This window comes from Streptomyces sp. NPDC006393, assembly GCF_040628575.1.
In the GTDB taxonomy this organism is placed as follows: domain Bacteria; phylum Actinomycetota; class Actinomycetes; order Streptomycetales; family Streptomycetaceae; genus Streptomyces.
Genome location: NZ_JBEXZD010000087.1, coordinates 1 through 20,392 on the forward strand (window position 1 = coordinate 1; position 20,392 = coordinate 20,392).

The 20,392-nt window shown below is 68.2% G+C and carries 16 protein-coding genes; 8 read left to right on the forward strand and 8 right to left on the reverse strand.

Annotation, left to right across the window (positions count from 1 at the left end; genetic code table 11):
- Positions 1 to 172: 172 nt before the first annotated feature.
- A complete protein-coding gene (locus ABZ484_RS28280; protein ID WP_358868753.1) occupies positions 173 to 1,678 on the reverse strand; it encodes a PQQ-binding-like beta-propeller repeat protein in 1,506 nt (501 codons plus the stop codon).
- A gap of 325 nt (positions 1,679 to 2,003) precedes the next feature.
- Positions 2,004 to 3,512 (reverse strand): type VII secretion integral membrane protein EccD, encoded by a 1,509-nt coding sequence (gene eccD / locus ABZ484_RS28285; RefSeq protein ID WP_358868754.1) that lies wholly within the window; start codon positions 3,510 to 3,512, stop codon positions 2,004 to 2,006.
- 358 nt (positions 3,513 to 3,870) lie between these two features.
- On the opposite strand from eccD, the gene eccCa reads away from it, so the two are divergent.
- Positions 3,871 to 7,839 (forward strand): type VII secretion protein EccCa, encoded by a 3,969-nt coding sequence (eccCa, locus tag ABZ484_RS28290; protein WP_358868755.1) that lies wholly within the window; start codon positions 3,871 to 3,873, stop codon positions 7,837 to 7,839.
- A gap of 128 nt (positions 7,840 to 7,967) precedes the next feature.
- Here eccCa and ABZ484_RS28295 read toward each other — a convergent pair whose 3' ends face one another.
- From ABZ484_RS28295 to ABZ484_RS28320, 6 genes are all read right to left on the reverse strand, one after another.
- Entirely contained in the window at positions 7,968 to 8,171 is a 204-nt protein-coding gene (locus ABZ484_RS28295) for a PQQ-binding-like beta-propeller repeat protein (protein WP_358868756.1), read from the reverse strand.
- Between the two features lie 468 nt (positions 8,172 to 8,639).
- Entirely contained in the window at positions 8,640 to 8,939 is a 300-nt protein-coding gene (locus tag ABZ484_RS28300; RefSeq protein ID WP_030177479.1) for a WXG100 family type VII secretion target, read from the reverse strand.
- 75 nt (positions 8,940 to 9,014) lie between these two features.
- Complete coding sequence (locus tag ABZ484_RS28305; protein ID WP_030177481.1) at positions 9,015 to 9,356, reverse strand: WXG100 family type VII secretion target; 342 nt, start codon at positions 9,354 to 9,356, stop codon at positions 9,015 to 9,017.
- Between the two features lie 154 nt (positions 9,357 to 9,510).
- Positions 9,511 to 10,623, reverse strand: coding sequence for a S8 family serine peptidase (locus ABZ484_RS28310; protein ID WP_358868776.1), 1,113 nt, complete (start codon positions 10,621 to 10,623; stop codon positions 9,511 to 9,513).
- A 195-nt stretch (positions 10,624 to 10,818) separates the two neighbouring features.
- On the reverse strand, positions 10,819 to 12,645 hold the full coding sequence (locus tag ABZ484_RS28315) for a hypothetical protein (RefSeq protein ID WP_358868757.1): 1,827 nt from the start codon (positions 12,643 to 12,645) through the stop codon (positions 10,819 to 10,821).
- Positions 12,645 to 13,082, reverse strand: a complete 438-nt coding sequence (locus tag ABZ484_RS28320) for a hypothetical protein (RefSeq protein ID WP_358868758.1) — start codon at positions 13,080 to 13,082, stop codon at positions 12,645 to 12,647. The genes ABZ484_RS28315 and ABZ484_RS28320 overlap by 1 nt, the downstream gene beginning before the upstream one ends.
- A 447-nt stretch (positions 13,083 to 13,529) precedes the next feature.
- On the opposite strand from ABZ484_RS28320, the gene ABZ484_RS28325 reads away from it, so the two are divergent.
- The 7 genes from ABZ484_RS28325 (at position 13,530) to ABZ484_RS28355 (ending at position 20,377) form a co-directional block, all read left to right on the forward strand.
- Entirely contained in the window at positions 13,530 to 14,003 is a 474-nt protein-coding gene (locus ABZ484_RS28325) for a hypothetical protein (RefSeq protein ID WP_358868759.1), read from the forward strand.
- Between the two features lie 11 nt (positions 14,004 to 14,014).
- Complete coding sequence (locus ABZ484_RS28330) at positions 14,015 to 16,324, forward strand: DUF6571 family protein (RefSeq protein WP_358868760.1); 2,310 nt, start codon at positions 14,015 to 14,017, stop codon at positions 16,322 to 16,324.
- Positions 16,325 to 16,524: 200 nt separating this feature from the next.
- Positions 16,525 to 16,854, forward strand: a complete 330-nt coding sequence (locus tag ABZ484_RS28335; protein ID WP_358868761.1) for a hypothetical protein — start codon at positions 16,525 to 16,527, stop codon at positions 16,852 to 16,854.
- A 151-nt stretch (positions 16,855 to 17,005) separates the two neighbouring features.
- Positions 17,006 to 17,497, forward strand: a complete 492-nt coding sequence (locus ABZ484_RS28340; protein WP_358868777.1) for a hypothetical protein — start codon at positions 17,006 to 17,008, stop codon at positions 17,495 to 17,497.
- A gap of 550 nt (positions 17,498 to 18,047) precedes the next feature.
- Entirely contained in the window at positions 18,048 to 18,404 is a 357-nt protein-coding gene (locus tag ABZ484_RS28345; RefSeq protein WP_358868762.1) for a DUF4333 domain-containing protein, read from the forward strand.
- A gap of 136 nt (positions 18,405 to 18,540) precedes the next feature.
- Complete coding sequence (locus ABZ484_RS28350) at positions 18,541 to 18,975, forward strand: hypothetical protein (RefSeq protein WP_358868763.1); 435 nt, start codon at positions 18,541 to 18,543, stop codon at positions 18,973 to 18,975.
- Between the two features lie 97 nt (positions 18,976 to 19,072).
- A complete protein-coding gene (locus ABZ484_RS28355) occupies positions 19,073 to 20,377 on the forward strand; it encodes a hypothetical protein (protein WP_358868764.1) in 1,305 nt (434 codons plus the stop codon).
- Positions 20,378 to 20,392: the final 15 nt, after the last annotated feature.

Here is a 20,392-nt window from a genome sequence, read left to right on the forward strand (position 1 = left end):
ATCCGTCCGTGGGGAACGTCGTCGCGTCCACCAGGATCTCGTCCCGGCCCTCGCCCGCGAGCCGTACGGCGCCCACGAGTGCCTTGAAGACGTTGGCGCCCCCTCACACCGTTCGAGTGCTCCAGTACTTCGGTGCTTCTTCAGCACCTCGGTACTCCACTGCTTCAGTGCTTCAGTGCTTCAGTCCGGCGCTGCCGTAACCGATGGCCATCAGCACCTTGTCCTTGGGGGCGTCGTCGTCGCGGACCAGTTCGCGCCGTGAGAAGAAGATGCGGCCCTGTTCCACGACGATGTCCGACTGCTCGGGGTCGCTGAGCTCGTACGCGTCGTCCTCCGGGAGCTGGAACAGCAGCAGCGGGGTCTCCTTGTCCGTCCGGGGGTTCCAGCTGACCAGGGCGGCGGGCGCGAGGGTGTCGGCGCCCGCGCGGTAGATCAGGAGCTCGTCGCCGCTCATCCGCAGCGGGTAGACCATCTGCAGTTCGCGGCCTTCGAACTTGCCGCGCGTCTTGCCGGTCGCCAGGTCGAAGGCCACGATCCAGTCCGAGGGCTGGTCGCTCGCGATGTTCTCCTTGCTCATGACGTAGACCTGGGTGGGGCCCACGACCATGCCGTCGCAGTTCTCCACCACGCCGAAGTACGGCCCGGCGTAGGACCGGCTGTCGCACTTGGCGTCGTATCCGTTCAGGGAGACGGTGGCGAGCCGGCGGCCCCGGTCGTCGAGCGTGATCAGGTCGGTGACCGTGCTGTCCCCGGCCGCGACGGCGAGCACGGGCGGGTCGGAGGCGGGCAGATAGACGTCCTCGACCCCGGCCGCGACCTTGTACGACCACAGGTTCTTGCCGGTCCGCGGATCCAGCTTCTGCACCTTGTAGGTGGTGTCGGGTGCCTCGCCGCAGCCGACCAGGGCGAGCAGCGCGCCTCCCCCGGCGAAGCCCTTGTCCTCGCACGGGGAGCTCATCGTGCTGTTCCACAGCTGCTTGCCGGTCTTCATGTCGTACGCCACCGAGCCACGCCCCCAGGCCACCGCGACGACGCCCTTGGTCAGGGTGAGGTTGGTGTTCGTGACGTAGGCGAAGGTGGCCGCGGGCATCTTGCGCTGCCACAGCTTCTTGCCGGTGTTGAGGTCGAGGAACACCACCTGGTCGCAGACGCCCTTGTCGCCGGCGCCTTCGCCCTTGGGCGGCTGGATGACGACCGCGGTGCGGCCGTCGGCGGTGACGTGTCTGCTGCCGGCGCAGATGTAGCCGCCGAGGTCGAGGGTCCAGGCGGTCTCGTCGTAGTGCGGCTTGATCCGGTAACCCTCGACGCGGTTGGCGACGGCCTTGGCGAGGATCTTTCCGGTGGCCCAGGTGACCGGTGCGTAGCGTGGGTTGGTGTCGGTGTTCTTCTCCAGGTGTTCGGCGTAGTGCTCGATCACCTCCTGGCCCTCCGGCGAGGCGGGGACCTTCTCGACCGTGCTGCGGACGTCGTCCGGGCTCTGCGGGGCGGCCGCCGCCTTGTGGTCGTCCGGCGCGCCGTGGTCCCCCGCGGACCACAGGAGCCCGCCGCCGACGCAGAGCGCGACGACCAGGAGGGCGGCGACCGTCCCGCCGACGACTCTGTTGCGGCGGCGTCTGCGTGCCCGGTCGGCCGCGACGGCGGACTGCGTGTAGGGGGAAGGGGGTGGGCCGAAGCTCACGTGTCGGGCACCTCTCGTCACCGAGCCGGGCAGCCGCCATGGCTGCCTCGGCCGTCGTCTTTCATTGGCGCGTGGGTTCGGTCCGTCGCTCGGCGTACGGGCTCACCCGGCCGCACGGCTCGGGGCCGGGCCGGGTGCGGTGCCCGGTTCGGGCCTGACCGCTGGGCGAGCGTCGCGTGGGCTCGGCTCGAAACGCCCGCATGGGCTCGGCTCGAAAGGCCCGCGTGGACTCGGCCCACGAAGCCCGCGTGGGCTCGGCTCAAGAGGCCCGCGGGTCCTCGTCGTTGTCCGCCCGTCGGCTCAGCTCGAGACGCTGTGGTCCGTCTCAGCTCGTCATCGCGCGTACGGTCGCGTAGACGTCGAAGACGGCCAGGGTCAGCGGGACCAGGGTGAGCAGGACGAAGCTCTCCGCGATCTCCAGGAAGCGGCCCCAGAAGGGGGTGACGCCCCGCCTGGGGATGATCAGGCCGATCGCGGTGACCAGGGCGGCCGCCGCGGCGACGGCCGCCGCGAGCCAGAGGCTGCGGATGTCGAGCGCGGTGGTGTCGCCGTGCAGCGCGTCGCGCACGTACTCCAGGGGCGGGTTGAGCGCGAGGCCGATGCCGAGGAAGACGAGCGCGGCCAGGCCCGCGGCCAGGGTGGCGGCTACCTGCGCGGTGTAGCGGAACAGGCCGGCGCGCATGAGCATCGCCACTCCGGTCGCCAGCGCCAGGAGCTCCGCCCAGACGTTGCTGGAGAAGCCGAGGACGATCGAGGCTCCGACGGAGACGAGCGCGCAGCCGCCGACGAGGCCGACGAGCAGTTCGTGACCGCGGTGGGCCTGCGCCGCGACGCGCTCGGCGTCGACGGGCTCGGGCGCGTTCGGCTCGCCGTCCGCGTAGCCGCCGCGCGAGGGGTTCGGCGCCGCGAAGCCGATGGGCAGCCGCGCGAAGCGCATGGACAGCCCGGGCAGGAAGGCGAGCGCGCCCACGGAGAGCGGGGCGCAGACGGCGGCCGTCTCGATGGGCCTGAGGTCGGTGAGCATCCCGATGAACGTGGTGACCAGACCCACCGTCGAAGCGAAGACGAAGGCCACGAACGGACCGTCACCACCCGGCGAGACCAGGGTGAGCACGACGGAGGCGACCAGGACGGCCGCGCAGGCGAGCAGGAACTGGAGCCGTCCGATGCCCTCCCCGGCGCCGAGAGGCAGCAGCCCGGAGCCGCCCACGGCGATGTTCGGCAGGGCGCCCAGGCCCAGGGCGACGGCGGAGCCCCGGTCGTCGTACACCCGTGCGCGGACGCACGCGAAGACGGTCAGGAGCACTCCGGTGACGGCGGCGAGGACGCCCTGGAGGCTGTGCATGTCGTGGCGGAGCTGCGAGCTCCAGACCACGAAGGCGAGCAGCGCGGGCAGGATGCCGCCGGCGACGAGGCCGGCCACGCGGGTCAGGTCGCCGTCCCACAGGGCGCGGTCGCTGGTGACGGCGGAGGCGACGGCCTCGGAGACGTCGTCGAAGACGGCGGGCGGCAGCGACTCGGCGAAGGGGCGCAGCGTGAGCAGCTCGCCGTCGAGGATGCGCTGCGCGGCGAAGGAGCGGGAGCTGTCGAGGACCGTGCCGTCGCGGCGGACGAGGTGGTATCCGACGGGCGCGCCCTCGCCGGGGCTCTGCCGGGCGAGCCGCAGGATCTCCGGGTACAGGTCGGCGACCGGTACGTCGTCGGGCAGTGCGACGTCGATGCGGCTGTCGGGCGCCACGATCGTGACCCGGCAGAAACCGAAGCCCGTGCCCGCCCCTGAAGGGGCTCCGGTGCCCGGTCCGGCGTTGGCGCCGGCCGGCGCGGAGGCCGTCATGCTCACCTGTCTGTTCCCCCTCGTCGGTGGTGGGGCCGGTCGGCACGTCGCCGCGCACACCCGGCCGTGAAGATCATGTGCAAGTTCCGGTGGGAGTTCGTGCGGTGTCTCCCCCGCTGTCGGCCGACTGCGCCGTCAGGACCGGAAGGTACGAGAGGCACGCGCATCGAACGTCGCGAATTGCCCGGTTTCACCAGGGGGATTCGCAACTGCTCACACCACTCCTCACGCGTCTCTCCGGCACCCTACCGCCCGCCGGTGTCAGTGGTTGTCAGTAGGATCGCGGTGCGCGATCGGCGTCCGCCTGACACGGGGCGGCGGACAGAACACCTCGGTCGGGCTAGGGAATTGGTGCGTAGTGAGCCATATCGTCGTCAAGCGCCCGCCGCGGGCACTGCCGAAGGACGTGCCCACGGACGAGATCGTGCTGCAGCCCCCGCCGGAGCTGCCGCGCGGGCAGCAGGAAGGCGCACTGATGCAGCTCCTGCCCATGCTCGGCATGGGCGGCTCCGTGGTGTTCTTCTTCAACCCGCAGGCCCAGCCCTTCATGAAGATCATGGGCATGGTGATGGTGGCCTCCACGGTCGCGATGGGCATCTCCATGCTGGTGCGCTACCGCCGCGGCAACCAGGGGCAGATGGCCGACATCCGCCGCGACTACCTGCGCTACCTGGGGCAGACCCGGCGCGCGGCCCTGGACACCGCACAGGTCCAGCGCGACGCCCAGTACTACCTGCACCCTTCGCCTGAGCAACTGTGGGCGCTGGTCGCCGAGGGCAGCCGGGTGTGGGAGCGGCGCACCGGCGACGAGGACTTCGGGCAGGTGCGCGTGGGCCTCGGCCCGCAGTCCCTTGCCACCCCCCTGATCGCGCCGGAGACCGGACCGGTGGATCAGCTGGAGCCGCTGACCGCCGGCGCGATGCAGCGCTTCCTGGCCACGCACAGCACCCTCGAGAGCCTGCCCATGGCCGTGTCGCTGCGCGCGTTCTACCACGTGACGGTCAGCGGCGAGCCGGCGACCGTGCGCGGCTCGGCCCGTGCGCTGATCGGCTCCCTCGCCTCGCTGCACTCCCCCGAGGACATGCTCGTCGCCGTGGCCGCCCACCGGGACACCGCACCGGAGTGGGAGTGGGCCAAGTGGCTGCCGCACAGCCAGGCCCCGGGCGTCGCGGACGGCGCGGGCAGCCGCCGGCTGATCACCACCGACCCGGCGGAGCTGGAGGACCTGCTCGGCACCCGCCTCCAGGGCCGGCCGCGGTTCCACCCGGCCGGATCCCCCGTCCCCGAGCAGCCGCACCTGGTGATCGTCCTCGACGGTGTCTCCCTGTCGCCCACCTCGCTGCTGGCCTCCCCCGAGGGCCTTCAGGGCGTGACGGTGATCGAGGTCGTGCCCGGCGAACTCACCGCGGGACGCGGCGACCTCTCCGTCGTCGTACGCCCCAAGGAGCTGAGCCTGGAGTCGGCTCACGGCATGGTCTACGAGGGCACGCCGGACGTGCTGTCGTACGAGGCCGCCGAGGCGCTGGCCCGGCAGCTGGCGCCGCTCAGGGTCGCCTCGGGCGGGGACGACGACGAACCCCTGCTGGCCAACCTGGAGTTCACCGACCTGCTGAACCTGGGCGACGCGGCCTCCGTCGACCCCCAGCGCACCTGGCGGCCGCGCGCGCAGGCCGAGCGGCTGCGGGTGCCGATCGGTGTCGGCGAGGACGGCCGGCCGGTCATGCTGGACCTGAAGGAGGCGGCCCAGGAGGGCATGGGCCCGCACGGCCTGTGCGTGGGCGCGACCGGTTCCGGAAAGTCGGAGCTGCTGCGCACCCTGGTCCTCGGCCTCGCCGTGACCCACTCCTCCGAGACGCTCAACTTCGTCCTCGCCGACTTCAAGGGCGGTGCGACGTTCGCGGGCATGGCACAACTCCCGCACGTCGCGGCGGTGATCACCAATCTCGCCGACGACCTCACGCTCGTGGACCGCATGGGCGACTCGATCCGCGGTGAGCTCAACCGCCGCCAGGAGATGCTCCGCGACGCGGGCAACTACGCCAACATCCACGACTACGAGAAGGCGCGCGCGGCGGGCGCACCGCTCCAGCCGATCCCGTCCCTCGTGCTGGTCATCGACGAGTTCAGCGAACTGCTGACCGCCAAGCCGGACTTCATCGACATGTTCGTGCAGATCGGCCGTATCGGCCGGTCGCTGGGCGTGCACCTGCTGCTGGCCTCGCAGCGCCTGGAGGAGGGTCGCCTGCGCGGCCTGGAGACCTATCTGTCGTACCGCATCGGTCTGCGCACCTTCTCCGCGGCGGAGTCGCGGGCCGCGCTCGGCGTCCCGGACGCCTATGAGCTGCCGAACATCCCCGGTTCGGGCTTCCTGAAGTTCGGCACCGACGAGATGGTGCGCTTCAAGGCCGCGTACGTCTCCGGGGTGTACCGCACGAGCTCGCAGCAGGCGGCGGCCGCGATCGGCGGGCCGCTCCCGGTGGACCGCAGGCCGGTGCTGTTCACGGCCGCCGAGGTGCCGGTGCAGTACGTACCCGTGCCGAGGCAGCGGCAGGAGCCGCAGCGCGACGAGAAGGACGACGCGCTCGCCGACACCGTGCTCGACGTGGTCGTGCGCCGGCTGGAGGCCCAGGGGCCGGCGGCCCACCAGGTGTGGCTGCCGCCGCTGGACAGCCCGCCCGCCCTGGACTCGCTGCTGCCCGGGCTCGCCCCGGTGCCCGGCCGCGGCCTGACCCAGCCGGGCTACGAGGGCGCGGGCCGGCTCGTCGTCCCCGTCGGCATCGTCGACAAGCCGTACGAGCAGCGGCGCGACCCGCTGTGGATCGACTTCGGCGGCGCGGCCGGACACATGCAGATCCTCGGCGGTCCGCAGTCCGGCAAGTCGACGCTGGTGCGCTCCCTCGTCGCCGCCTTCGCGCTCACCCACACCCCGCACGAGGTGCAGTTCTACGGCCTCGACTTCGGTGGCGGCGGCATGTCGTCCCTGGCCGGCCTGCCGCACGTGGGCGGCGTGGCCTCGCGCCTGGACCCGGAGAAGGTGCGGCGCACGGCGGCCGAGGTGTACGGCGTGATGACCCGGCGCGAGGAGTACTTCCGTGCCTCGGGCATCTCCTCCATCGCGGAGTTCCGCGCCCGCCGCGCCCGCGGGGACATCTCCGTCACCGACCAGCCCTGGGGCGACGTCTTCCTGGTCATCGACGGCTGGGGCAACTTCCGCTCCGACTACGAGGCGCTGGAGCCGCTGGTGCTGGAAATCGCGGCCCGCGGCCTCGGTTACGGCATCCACCTGGTCCTGACCGCCTCACGGTCGATGGAGGTCCGCTCCAACCTGAAGGACCACCTGATGAACCGCCTGGAGCTGCGGCTCGGCGACCCGATGGACTCCGAGTTCGACCGCAAGGTCGCGGCGAACGTGCCCACGGGCGTGCCGGGACGCGGCCAGACGCCGCAGAAGCAGCACTTCATGGCGGCGGTCCCGCGGATCGACGGCCTGTCCTCCGACACGGACCTCGCGGACGCGACCACGGCCCTCTCCTCGGAGGTCACCCGGCACTGGCAGCAGCCCGGAGCCCCCGAGGTCCGTCTGCTCCCCCGCGAGTTCCCGGCCACCCAGCTCCCGCCGGGCGACCGCTTCCCGAACCGGGGCGTCTCCTTCGCCCTGGACGAGGACAACCTCGAACCGGTGTTCGTGGACTTCGACCAGGACCCGTTCTTCCTCGTCTTCGGCGAGAGCGAGTCCGGCAAGTCGAACCTGCTGAAGCTGCTCATCCAGCGCCTCACCGAACGCTACGACGGCGACACCTGCAAGCTGTTCGTGGTCGACAACCGCCGCTCGCTGCTGGGAGTGACCCCGTCCTCGCACCTGGCGGAGTACATCCCCATGTCGAGCCAGATGCAGCATCACATGGACGCCCTGGCCGACCTGATGCAGCGCCGCACACCGACCTCGGACGTCACCCCCGAGCAGCTTCGCGACCGCAGCTGGTGGCGCGGCCCCACGGTGTACGTGGTCATCGACGACTACGACCTGGTCTCCACCTCCAGCGGCAACCCCCTCGCCGTCCTCACGGAGATGCTCCCCTTCGCCCGCGACGTCGGCGTCCGCTTCATCATCGCCCGCTCCACGGCGGGCGCGAACCGCGCCGGCTACGAGAACTTCATGCAGCGCATCAAGGAACTCGGCGCCCAGGGCGTGGTCCTCTCCGGCGACCCCAACGAGGGAGACCTCCTGGGCGGCATCCGCCCCCGGCCGATGCCCGCGGGCCGCGGTGTGTTCGTGTCGCGGCGGCAGGGGAGGCCGTTGGTTCAGGTGGGGTTGGTCGAGGAGTGACGGGGACTCCCGCAGGCGCCGACGGCGACCCGGGGTGACGTCCGGCGACGGTGACCGGGCCCCGCACGCCCAGGGTGCCTGGCGCGTACGCAGGGACAGGGGGGACTGCGTACGCGCCACGCGTACTCTCAGAAGACGGGCAGCGCGTAGAGCGCCCTGCCGCCTCTGACGAAGGTCCTGTTGCCGTCGACCGCCAGTGTGGGTCTCTCCGTCGACGGCAGGGCGAAGGACCAGATCTGCCTGCCGGTTTCCACGTTCACGGTGTTCACTTCGCCGACGTAGTAGTCGTCGATCATCCAGACGCCGTTGCCTTGCGCGAGAACGCGGCCCATCGCAGTCTGCCGTCCACAACGCTGTACGCCGCGATACCGCCTTGTTCCACGCCGAGTACGACGACGTCCCGCACGGGCAGCGGGGCGGCGGAGTCCTGGTACGCCACCTCGGGCAGATGTCACAAGGCCTTGGGGGACCGGCCGATGATGAAACCGCCCTCGTCCGCGGAGAGCAGCCGGGCCTCGGGCGTCCTCACGGCCGGCGGAACGGTGAACGGGGCCGCCTTCTGAGAAGGACGGTGCGGTCGCCGTCGCGGCTGCGAGCGATGAACCGCCGTACAGGGACGGCTGTGCTCGGTGCGCGGCTGTCGAGGCCGGTGATGACGCTGTAGGGGCCGATCCGTCGCGTGGCTCGCCCGGCATCCGGCGCGTTGGTGTTCACTGCTTCTTTCCGGATGACGTGGCGCACGACAGCGGGGTGGGCGCCTCCCGCGCGCGCCCACCCCGACGTGTTTCTCGGCTGTCGGCCTACCGGAAGTAGCTGGCGGCCTGCTTGTCGCCCTCCATGTAGTCACCGCCGGCCGTGTGGACGACGTGACCGATGCCGGTCAGGGCGGTGTGGATGTCGTTGGCTTCCTTGTCCCACTTCTGCAGCTTCTCGTGGAAGGTGCCCTGGGCCTCGCCCTCCCAGTACTGCAGGCTCTGCACGACCAGCTGCCGGAGCTCGTGCAGGTCCCGCTCGAGCGTCTTGGCCTGGTTACCGATCTGCGTGGCCGCGACGTCGAGCCCGTTGTAAGTGACGCTCAGCCCGTCGGCGTTGTTGCCCATCTCTGTCTACCTCGTCTCGCTCGTGTGTGCCTGATGGATGCCGGCTGCCCGGCCGATTCCGTGGAGCCGCCCGTGTCAGTACGAGCTGAAGGGAGAGACCGTCGGCGCGCCGTCGTGAACGTCGATCCGGTTCACCGACGCACGCACGTCGTCTTCCTTGCTGTCCTTGATGTGACGCGTCTTGGTCATCGCCTCGATGACGTCACCGAGGATCTTGCCGATGTTCTGGAGGGACTCGTTGATCTCGTACTGCTTCTTGTCGAACGCGGCACGACCGATGCCCTGCCACTGTCCCTCGAGGCCGTCGATGACCTGCTGCAGGCTGTGCACCCGGCTCCGGATGCCGTCGTACTTCGTGTACATGTCGTTCTGCAGCTTGACTACTGCGGCGTCTTCGAGCTTCTGCTTGCCGGCCATGACCAGCCCGCCCTTCTTCCGTCTGTTGTCCGGTCCAACTGTGTCGGCTCAGCGCCCGGGTTGGCGAAGAGCACGCTTGGGGCGCCTGTCGGCACGTTCTCTCTCGAGCCCGGTCCGAGGGGCTGCCGAAGTCTGTCGTCCGTCCCCGGCAGGCTCACCGGGCGCGCCGTGCCCGCATGACGGCGAAGCCACCACCACCGATCACGACGACCGCCGCGGCGGCGCCGAGTGCGATCCAGAGCGTGCTGCTGTCGTTCGACGATCGCGCGTTCGATCCTGCCGCAGATGTGCCGCCGCTCGTACCTTTTTCCGGGGCCTGTGACGAGGCTGATGCGGAAGCGGATGCCGAAGGCGCGGGGGTGGACGCGGACTTGGCCAGCACGTTGCCGCCGTTCTCCTCAGCGAGAGGATCGACGTCCGGAGGGCCCGGGTCGTAGTGGGGGTTCTCGAGGACGACCCTCGGACGGATCGCTCCGTAGCCGAGGTACGAACTCGGGTTGTCCTTCGCCCAGCTGCGTCCGGCCGTGTCGATCAGGGCCCGGGTGACCTGGTTCACCGTCCAGTCGGGGTGGGCGGACCAGATCAGGGCGGCGGAGGCGGAGGCGATGGCAGCGGCGGCGCTCGTACCGTTCTGGTTGTCGCAGTAGGAGCGGAAGGTCGCGTCGCACCAGCCGGGGAATCCTTCACCCGGTGCCGTCAGATCCACCCAGCTGCCGTGCGAGGAGAACTTCGACACATTGCCGGATTTGTCCATCGAGGAGACACCGATGACGTAGGGAAAGCCTGCGGGAAAGCCGATCTGTCCGTCGCCGCGCCCGGCGTTACCGACCGCCGCGATCATCAACTTGCCTTTGGAAGCGGCGTACTTGACTGCCTCCTCCTCCGTCGGGTCGGGCACTCCTCCGTACGACATACTGATGATCTTCGCATCCGTGTCGGCTGCCGCTCTGATCGCCTGCCAGGGCTCAGGGCTCTTCTTCAGCTCCGCGCCTTTCAGACCTTCGAGACGGACACGGTAGGGAACAATCTTCGCACCCGGAGCCAGCCCCTTGATTCCACCGCCGGCTCCCGTACCGGCGATCAGCTCGGCCATGGTCGTCCCGTGGCCGACGAAGTCGTGCGTGGCGTGGTAGGCGACCGACTTGGGGACCTCATCCGCCAGGACCTGTCCCTTCAATGAAGGCGTGCCCGGATTCACACCGGTGTCTATGACAGCCACCTTCACGCCCTTGCCCGTACTGGCCTTCCATATCTGCTCGGCCTGCATGGGCTTCAGGTACCACTGCTTCGACTGTTCGTCGGCGGTGGCGGTCGGCGCGAGTCCCACGCTCAGGGCGGCCAGGATGCCGACGATCGCACCCACCGCACGCGCTCGGCTTCCGCGGAGCCCCCCGCGGAGCGGTGCTCGCTCGGTTCGTCGGCTGGTCCCTGACTTCATGGTGCTGTACGTCCTTGTCCGCGCTCAGTTGATGACCGGCGGCACATCGCGCCGCGGCTGTGTGGGCAGATGTCGCTCGTTCTCTTCGTCGTCCACGTGGCCAGGGCGTGGTGCTCGCTCCGCCTTCCGCCCGTCATCACCCTGGCTGTTGCTGCCGGAGCCGCGTACGAGACCGGCGCCACCGCGCGTCATGCCATTGCGCTCGGCACGGGTAACGGAATTACGCGTGGCGGGCCTTCCGCTGATGTCCTCGGCTCCGGCCCCTCCGGCACGGCCACGAGATATCGAGGTGCCTGCTCCCGCTCCCGGCCGCTGAGTGGACTCGGGTGTTCCGAAGACACCACGCGCAGTGGTCCGGCCGGTTGTCGACCGGGATCCGGCCGTTTCCTCGGCTCCGACGACCGTGCCACGAGGAAGCCTCGATCCGCTGCCCTTCGCCGATGCACCGGGTGACGCCGTGGGACGCCCGCCTACGACACCGTTCGCACGCCCTGCACCGGTGGTCGGGCCGCCGGTGGCTCGCGGCGCCGCGCTGCCGCCGACGCGCGGGGTGCCGCCGGTGACAGCTCGCCCGGAAGGAGTCGACGGTTTCGCTCCGGTCGGCGTCGCCCTGCCGATCGACTGACCGGCGGACGTCGCGCGACCCATCTGATTCATGGGTCCCCGTGCCGGAGGGCGCCCTGAGCTCTGGGCACCCGGGCCGGATACGCCGGTTCGGCCCTGTGCGGACACCGGGTTTCGAAGCCCGCCTGCTCCACCGGGGCCCCTGCCCGGGATGGCATTGGGCAGCGGGGCCCCGGGGCCGCCACCGAACACTTGCGTGGGGCCGCCATCGGAGACCGGCATACCGGTGGCCGGCGGAGAGTGCGGGACCGGAGGGGTCGTCACAGGGGGAGGCAGGGTGCCGACGGTGTCGATATTGGTACCGACCGGCGTAGCGACAGGGACATCAGGTGGTGCGGTGGGCTCCGTGATGTGCCGTGCCGCCACCGTGGGATCGACAGCACCATGGCCAATGTGAGGGAAAGTTGACCCAGCTTCGGTGTGACGACTGGGGGCGGCTGCCGAGCCGGACCCTTCCGTCCTCTGGCTCGAAGCGGACCCTCCGCCATCGTGGTAGGAAGAGCCTGTGGGCTTGGGCACCCCCACGTTCGGCATGGTGTCGAACGTGGGCGCTTTCCTGCGCACGGCAGTCAGCTGCTCGTTCGAGACCGCGTAGTAGGACGCCAGCCGGTTCATCTGGTTGATGGCTTCCTGGCGGTCCTTCTCGACCCGCACGGCGGCGGCGTAGCCGTCCTTGTCCGCCGCCTTCTCGGCCTCGGTGAACTCGTGGGGCCGCTTACGGTTCGCCTGCGTGTCACGAGACGGCATCGCGCCCCGCACGGACGCCAGTCCCACGGCGGCGGCGGTGAGCTGGTCGCCGGCCCCTCCGGCGAAGTCGCTGAGCTGATGTGCCTTGCCGACCAGCGTGCCGCCCCACTTGCGGAAGGCGTCGCCGGACTCTCCGACCCAGTGGACGTGGTCGATGTGCCCCGACAGCTCCTCGGCGGCCGACTTGATGGCATCGCGCGCGTCCCACAGTGCCTTGCCGGAGGACTCCAGGTCCTCCGGGTCTGTCTCCTCGACCAGATCGAGCAACTGGTTGAGGCCAAGGTGGGTGCCGCCGAAGTCGGTGCTGTGCGACACGGTCTCCGCGTACGGACTCTGCTGGGCGGCTGCCCGCAGGGCGCCGTTCACCAACCTGGTGAGAAACCCTCCGCCTTGCGGAAGGTCATCGGCGGTACGGGTGAAGTCCGTGTAGTTGTTCTGCGTGGAGACCCGGTCCAGGTCGGCCTTGTGGTTGTCGGCCATCAGAGCGTCGCACCGCCCTTCGACTCGTTCGGCCCTTGCTTCCCCTGGATATCCCGGATCTGCACCTGGATCTGCCAGAAGCGCCGACGCTGGTCCTCTTCGAGCTTGTCGAAGCCGTGTTCCGCACCTCGCACGGCGATCCCGATCGCTTCGATCTGCAGATGCAGGACTTTGGACAGGGAGGTGAGCTCCGTGTGCACCCCCTGGTACTCCAGGTACAGGTCGTGCGCCTCAGGGAAGACGCTCTGGCTCCCCGCGCTCAGAGACGACAGCCTGATCGTCTGGGCGCCCACCTTCGTCGGGTTGCCCGCTGACCCCTCGAGGTTGCGGAGGACGGCGTCGACCCGGCTCACGAACTTGCTCAGCGCTTCGCCGCTGGCCTCCAGGTTCGCCTGCCGGGTGGGCGACACACCCCCCACCATGTCTGCCGGAAGCACGACGCTCCTCCCCGTTTCCCCGTTCACCACATCGGCCGACGTGGCCGGCCAACCTCCGTACGATCGCAAACCGAGCCACGCGTCACAACGTGTTTCCCACTCTAGTCAGCATGCACATGGGGACCAACCGGGGTATGTCTCAACCCAGTTGCAAGACTGACTCAGCCGCGACGCTTTGCCCGGTTTGTCGTCAACGGCGGGACGGGTCGATGCCATCTCCACCAAATTTCCACATGCGAGGCCGGCGACGGCGGACTCCGCCCGGCGAAGCTCCCCGTGGCTGCGGGGATCCTCCGAACCTTCACGGTCGACATTGGGTGCACAACGGACGTGACGCGGATTTTCCTCGAGGCGGGTTGCTAATTTGACCGAACACTGCAGCATCGGAACGGCAGCATCCGCCCGCACGGACAGCGAAGGCCAGGCACACGGGGGAAGGTGACCACCATGGCGTGGGACGAGTGGGAGCAGCTCAAGTCACAGGCGGCCGAGCGACAGTCGACCCACATGCGCATCAACCATGTGCCGGTCGAACCCGGCGGCGGAGGAACCGGATCGGGTGATCTGGTGGCCCACGAGGACGACCTGGGCGCCGTCGGGCACGAGGCGTTCATCCTGTTCGACAAGCTCGACAAGCAAGCCAACGTCCCGGTGACCGGCAAGGGCGGAACCGGCTCCACGTCGCAGGCGGCCGCCGCTCTGAAGTCGCACACCTTCGCCATGGGCGCCGCCCTGGACAAGACCGCCGAGATGTGGACGTCTCAGGTCAAGTCCGTGCTCCAGGCCTGTGCGCACATCTCCAACCACCTCGACTACAGCAAGAAGCGTCACTCCTCGGACGATGTCCAGATCGCCGCCGCCCTGCGCAACAGCGACGGCTCCACCGTGTCCGTGTCGAAGCTCAACGAGTACTTCAAGTAGGGGAAGCACCGATGGCTGTGAACTTCACGGACCTCATGGAAGTCGACCTCGGCAAGCTCGAGACCGCGGTGACGGACTGGAAGAAGACCGTCGACAGTCTGAAGACGCTGTCGGAGGACGCCCGTACGGGGATGCAGGCCAAGTCGGACAAGGCCCGCTGGGCCGGGGTCAACGCGACGGTCACGCGGGAGTTCATCACCAAGACGACCAAGGAGGTCTCGGACCTCCACACCGAGGCGAACAGCATCTACCAGGTGCTGGACGACGGGCACAGGGAACTGGTCTCGCTGCAGAAGCAGTTGCGCACGGCAGCGAACCACGACGCGGACGGTCTCGGGGTCCGAGTGGAGGACATCGGCGGCGGGAAGGTCCGCTGCTTCTTCCCCCACGTGCGGGGCGACACGGACGAGCGAACCCAGGAGCAGCTCGACTCCAAGCAGCAGCTGGAGAACCGGATCAACGACATCCTGTCGCACGCCGACGAGATCGACGCCTCCGTGGCCCGTGCGCTGGCCAAGAGCCACGGCAACGATGCACACAACGCCGGCCACAGCACGTACGAGTCCCTGAACGACGCCGAGGTCGAGCGCGCCCTGGAACTCGCCCGCAAGGGCGCCAAGATGTCCGACGCGGAGCTGACGGAGCTCAATCGCCTGCTGCGCTTCAACTCGCGGGAGAAGGACGGCGAGTTCGCCACCGAGTTCTACCAGGGGCTCGGCGGTCCGGAGAAGGCTCTGCAGTTCTACGCCGAGATGTCCATCGACGGCACCGACGCGGACGCGACCAAGACGCGCCTCAACGAGGTACGGGACCTCCAGAAGGTCATGGGCTACACGCTGGCCAACGCCACCGACCCCGATCACAAGCAGCATCTGTCGGAGTCGTGGAACTCGGAGTTCCGGCGCCTGGGCACCCAGCAGATCGGCTGGCAGCCCGGCCAGATGAACAAGCCGTACGGCTACCAGGTGCTCGGCGGCCTGCTCCGGTACGGCAACTACGACGCGCGGTTCCTCACTCCGATCGCGGAGCACATCACCCAGCTCCACAAGGAGGACCCGTACCGCTTCCTGATGAACAAGCCCGCGGGCAGCCCGGACATCTACGGCTTCAACCCGTCGGGGAAGCTGGGCACCGGCAACGACCCGCTCAACAGCGTCCTGGAAGCGCTGGGGCACAGTCCCGAGGCCGCCGAGAAGTTCTTCACCCAGACGCCGACCGCCTACAACGAGGACGGCACGGTGAAGACGGGCGGCCACGTCGGCTTCGGCTCGTACCTCGATCTGTTCACCGACAAGGACTTCGAGTGGACGATCGACACGAACGACACGAACGTCCTCGCGGACGAGGACAAGAGCAAGCGCGCCCTGGGCTTCGGCCCCGAGGCCCTCGGCCACGCCCTGGAGGCGGCGACAACGGGCCGGCCTTACGACAGCGACGCCGCGGGCGACGCGATCAAGCACACGGAGGCGCGGGCGCATCTGGTCAGCCAGATCGTCGACAAGTTCGGCACATCTCCCGAACTGATCCGGCACAACGAGAATGGCGACCTGGACGGCCAGGAGAGCGGCCCTCTGTATGCCCTCCGGGGGAGCCTCGGGGACATCACCGCGGAGTACATGGGCGACTTCCAGCGGGCCATGTACAAGGAAGATCCCAGCAGCGACCTCTTTCCGACGTTCGGCGCAGCGGCGAATCTCGATCCCGGTCATGCGCAGCGCTTCCTGGGAGAGGTGGGGCAGGACCCGAATGCCTACTCGACGATCACCAGTGCGCAGCAGGCGTACACGTCCCAGGTCGTCGACCACGTCATCAACGGCGCCAGCCACTCAACCGCGTCCTTGGACGGCCGAGTCGAGGCTGCCGTCGCGCCTGGCGCGGCGATCGCCGGCATCATGAGCGACTCCCGCGCGGACGCGATCTACGAGTACCACACAGCGTCCGACAAGGAATTCAACGAAGCGGCCGCTGACAAACAGAAGTGGGTGAACCGCATCCTCGGCATGGGGATCGAGAAGGTCGGTGAGCGGGTCCCCATCGCCGGCGCTCCGCTGGAATGGGCTTCGGAAGACATCCAGGAGTCCATCATGAAGAGCATCGAGAAGGACACGACCACCGATGCAGACCGAGAGGCCGGGGAACTGTATTCCCAGGGCCGCACGGCAGCTGTCGATGCCGCTCAGGAATCGGTCAACCGCGCCTTGATTAACAATCCCGACATCAATCCCGATACAGCCGACGACCTGCGCCGCGCCGCGCGCGTCTCCGCTGGAAACAGTCATTCAGCGGGCGCACAGTGGAATTCGGAGAGTGACGGAAATTGAGGCACAGAACGCATGCGCTGCGCGTGGTCTCCATACTCGCTGTGGTGTTGGCCTCCGCATCGGCCGGCTGCTCGTCGAATGGGCAGAAAAAAGAGTACTCCGTTCCGGATTCACTGTGCGGGGTGTCTGTACCCACCGAAGCCTTGTCACGCCTCCTGCCTGCGTCAGGCAAGCATCTGAGCCTCGAAGAAGCCACACCCGTGAGCGACGCCGTCACCACGTGCGAGGTGAAGGTCGACGGAGAAATGGTGCTCTCTGTCGAAAGGGAACTCATCGACTCCGGGCGCTCCGCTTGGAACATCGCCGCCTACGATCGCCGTATCGGCCACGCAAAAACCGCAGACGGCGGGAAGGTGGCGTACTTGGGACGACGGGCCGTGTCGGTGGTGTCGTGCCAGGAGGCGGACAACAAGGACGAGGAGATCAGTGTCTACATCAGGACACTGAAGCCGGGCAGGGAGGACGAGGCGGCGATGAAGAACCTGAGCTCGGCCTACACAGGCGCCTTCCAGAAACAGCGGCCCTGCTGACGGCGGCGCATGCGCACGCCCGCCGCCCTCACGCGCGCCGTGCGGACATCCGCGAGCCAAAGTCACTCGGTCGGCGCCCAAGGAAATCGGAGAGCAGCTGGCATTGAAACGTCCATCGCATGTCCTGCGCGGTGTCTCCGCTTTTGCCGTGATGGCGTTGGCAGTCGGTTGTTCGTCAGGCGCGGCGAAGAGGGAGTTCTCGGTGCCTCATTCTGTGTGCGGAGCTTCCGTTCCGGTCGACGCGCTCTCCAAGCTTCTGCCGGCGTCCGGAAAGCGCATCACCGTACCCGAGAACGCGTTCTCGGAGGACGGTGAAGGGCTGTGCCAAGTAGCCGTCGACGATGACGTGGTTCTGATGGTCAGCCGGGAGCGGATCGACGTGGGTGACTCCGCAGACAACATCCTGCACAGCAGAGTTGCCGTTCAGCAGCGAAAGTCCGCAGACGGTGGCTCCATCTCGTACGCCGACCGAGGTGCCGTCTCGCTGATCAAGTGCCGAGGCACCGGAGTACAGACGGAGGACATCAGCGTCCTCATCAAGGTTCTGAAGCCCGCTCGGCCGGACGAGACGGCCATGAAAAACCTCATCACCGGTTACACGACGGCTTACAAGAAACAACACCCGTGCAGGCCTGGCTCTTGACCGGACAAGTCGTAAACCCTCACACCGCCGTTCCCGGCACCCCGTCGCCGCGCACCAACACAAGCACTGGCGTGACGATAGAGAGCACAGGAGACGCCTCGCGATCCGCGGCAGACGAATCATCACGCCCGGTTTTCTCGTGGGACCGCTGCTCAGCGTGGGCTTGCGTGCACACTGAAGCACTATCACGCCTTATATTGCCTCGGGCACTTGCCTCAGCGTTTGAGCAGGCCTCCTGCGGACGGCACTATCACCACAACCTGTGAGGCCTCGGTCGGTACACAACACTGCACACCTCCTTCGAACCTTCACGTCGAACATCCCGCACGCAAGGCGCATGACTCAATCGTTCCCTCATCATGGCTCATGACGCAGACCACTGCTCAGTACAGTGAAACGTCTTCGTCAATGAGGTTAAGCGATATACAAGAGGTCTGTCGCCGGAAAATCGTGTGACCGCCTTGGCCGGTGCCCTTTCGGCATGTCCACAGCACGCCGCCCAGTATGCTCTTCGGGTCCTCTCGTATGACCAGCCGACCAGGAGTGCACGATGTTCAAAGCCCGGGCAACCACAGGCGTGTCGATCCTCGCGGCCACCGCAGCCAGCACGCTGCTCCTGGGCTGCTCGGCCTCCGTCGAGGTCAAAAAGTCCACGCCGCCGAAGCTGTCTGCGGACAAGTTGTCCAGCACGCTCTCCGATAAGCTCGCTGCCGTCACGGGCCAGCCGAAGCCACACATCTCCTGCCCCGAAGACCTCGTGGGCAAGGTCGGCACCACGATGCGTTGCAAGCTCACGGCGGACGACGGCAGCACCTTGGGCGTGACGGTCAAGGTCACCTCTGTCAACGGCGACCAGATCAACTACGACTTCAAGGCTGACGAAAAGGCTTCCCCCGCCACGAACTAAGCCGTGGCAGCGGCTACTTGGGCGAAGGAGTGGCATGTGACCGCATCGCGAACGGGCTACTGTACGGACCAAGCGTGGCAACACGGGCGCCCGAGCCGACGCCGGTGCAGCGGGCAGACACGGGAAGACAAGGCTGATGGCAGACGTGGAGTCGAGAGACAGCCGGACGGCACAACCCGTCGGAATGAGGCTGAATCAAATCCCAGGCGATGTCGGGGGATCCGCCGCACCTCCCGGACTGGTCGGAAGTCAGCAGAAGTTGGCCTCGACGCCGGCCCAGAAGCAGGCGGCCGCCAACGCCATCGAGCAGCACATCGAGCCTGACACCCGCAAGGCCGGTGACTATGCGGACTCCGAAACCAGCGCGGCCGTCAGGGCCTTCCGCGACGGATGGCATACGTCGGGCGCGCTGAAGAAGGCACACGCGGCCTGGGGGGATCAGGTGACGAACCTGATGAACATGCTCGCCTCGGACAAGGCTGCCCTGCGCAGCGCCAACACAACCCTCCAGACCACGGACTACGGGGTCGGGGCGAACTCGGACTCGGTGTCGGTGTTCAACGGGTACTGACAGGGCCGACTCACGAACTCAATCATGAGCCACCGCCTCAACCGGCCGATCGCTTCGCAACAACAACGGGGAACCCATGCCGACGTATGAAGAGATCATGGCGACCGATCTGTCCGCGCTCACGACCGCCGCAGCACATTGGGACGGGATGGCGAAGGAGTTCCACAAACAGGAGCGCGCCTACCACCGGGACGTATGCGGCATCACCCTGAGCCCGGGCTGGTCCGGGCTGAGCGCGGACGCCGCCAGCGGACGCTTCAACGTTACGCTCAAGCAGTTTCAGGCCGCTCAGGTTGAAGCCAAGGCCATCGCCTCGCTGCTGCGTGAGGCGCACACCGACTTCACGAACTCACGCAAGAAGCTGGAGTCGGCCCGGGCGGACGCCATCAAGGCCGGCATGGCGGTGTCGGAGGGAGGCGTGGTTTCCTACGACACCACCAAGCTGAGCGAGGGTGAACGCACCGCCCTGCACCATGACCCCGACTATCAGCACTCCGTCGGTAAGGCTGTCGTCTCCTGGCAGGCAGAGATCGACCGGATCGTGAAGGACATGTGCGACACCGACTCTGATGTCGGGAATGCCCTCACTCGGGTGGTAATCGACTCCGACGTCAATGACGGCACGCTCACCGGCTTCAACAGCCACGCTCACGGCGACATCAAGACGTACGAGGACGAGGCCAAGGGCGAGGCCGCTCAGACCAAACCCGACGGGTGGAAATCCGAAGGCAAGACCGAGACGTCCGGCCCCGGTGTCGGGGCGAGTGCGAAGGGGCCGGACTTCGGATCCGGCAAACTCGGCGAGGCGGAGGCGCACGCCGATCTGGGCAGCGCGAGCGCCGAGGGCTCGCTCACCAGGGGGCCGTGGAAGCTCGACGGAAAGGCAGAGGCCTACGCAGGCGCCAAAGGCTCCGCCAGCGGCGGCGTCTCCCAGAACGGAGTCGAAGGAGACGCGAGCGCCTTCGCGGGTGGTGAGGGCTCGGCCGAGGGCGGCGTCGCTCTCGGCCCAGTCGGCGTTTCCGCGAAGTCCGAGAGCATGGTGGGTGGCGAGGCCAGTGCCAACGCCGGGGTGAGCGGCGATGGTGTGCACGTGGGAGGCGAGGTATTCGCGGGTGCCAAGGGTGGTGGCGAATTCGGCGCGGACATCGGGGGAGTCTCGGCAGGTGTCTCGGGTGAAGGGTGGGCTGGTCCCGGTGCGGAGGCGAACCTCGGCTTCGGGAAGAACAACCAAGGCGTGTGGAAGTTCAAGACCAGCGTGGGCATCTCCCCCGCCCTCGGTGGTGAGGTGGGCTTCGAGTTCAGTGTCGACCCGGGCAAGGTGGCCGAGACCGCGGGTGACCTGGCCGGTGCCGTCGGCCATGGTGTGGGTTCACTCGGACATGCCATCGGCAGCGTCTTCTGAGCCCACCTCCCTCAG

Excerpts from the sequence above, each read along its gene's own strand:
- eccD (WP_358868754.1), bottom strand. The coding sequence starts at position 3,512 with ATGACGGCCTCCGCGCCGGCCGGCGCCAACGCCGGACCGGGCACCGGA.
- ABZ484_RS28295 (WP_358868756.1), bottom strand. The coding sequence starts at position 8,171 with ATGGGCCGCGTTCTCGCGCAAGGCAACGGCGTCTGGATGATCGACGAC.
- ABZ484_RS28300 (WP_030177479.1), bottom strand. The coding sequence starts at position 8,939 with ATGGGCAACAACGCCGACGGGCTGAGCGTCACTTACAACGGGCTCGAC.
- ABZ484_RS28305 (WP_030177481.1), bottom strand. The coding sequence starts at position 9,356 with ATGGCCGGCAAGCAGAAGCTCGAAGACGCCGCAGTAGTCAAGCTGCAG.
- ABZ484_RS28310 (WP_358868776.1), bottom strand. The coding sequence starts at position 10,623 with ATGCAGGCCGAGCAGATATGGAAGGCCAGTACGGGCAAGGGCGTGAAG.
- ABZ484_RS28315 (WP_358868757.1), bottom strand. The coding sequence starts at position 12,645 with ATGGCCGACAACCACAAGGCCGACCTGGACCGGGTCTCCACGCAGAAC.
- ABZ484_RS28325 (WP_358868759.1), top strand. The coding sequence starts at position 13,530 with ATGGCGTGGGACGAGTGGGAGCAGCTCAAGTCACAGGCGGCCGAGCGA.
- ABZ484_RS28330 (WP_358868760.1), top strand. The coding sequence starts at position 14,015 with ATGGCTGTGAACTTCACGGACCTCATGGAAGTCGACCTCGGCAAGCTC.
- ABZ484_RS28340 (WP_358868777.1), top strand. The coding sequence starts at position 17,006 with ATGGCGTTGGCAGTCGGTTGTTCGTCAGGCGCGGCGAAGAGGGAGTTC.
- ABZ484_RS28345 (WP_358868762.1), top strand. The coding sequence starts at position 18,048 with ATGTTCAAAGCCCGGGCAACCACAGGCGTGTCGATCCTCGCGGCCACC.
- ABZ484_RS28350 (WP_358868763.1), top strand. The coding sequence starts at position 18,541 with ATGGCAGACGTGGAGTCGAGAGACAGCCGGACGGCACAACCCGTCGGA.
- ABZ484_RS28355 (WP_358868764.1), top strand. The coding sequence starts at position 19,073 with ATGGCGACCGATCTGTCCGCGCTCACGACCGCCGCAGCACATTGGGAC.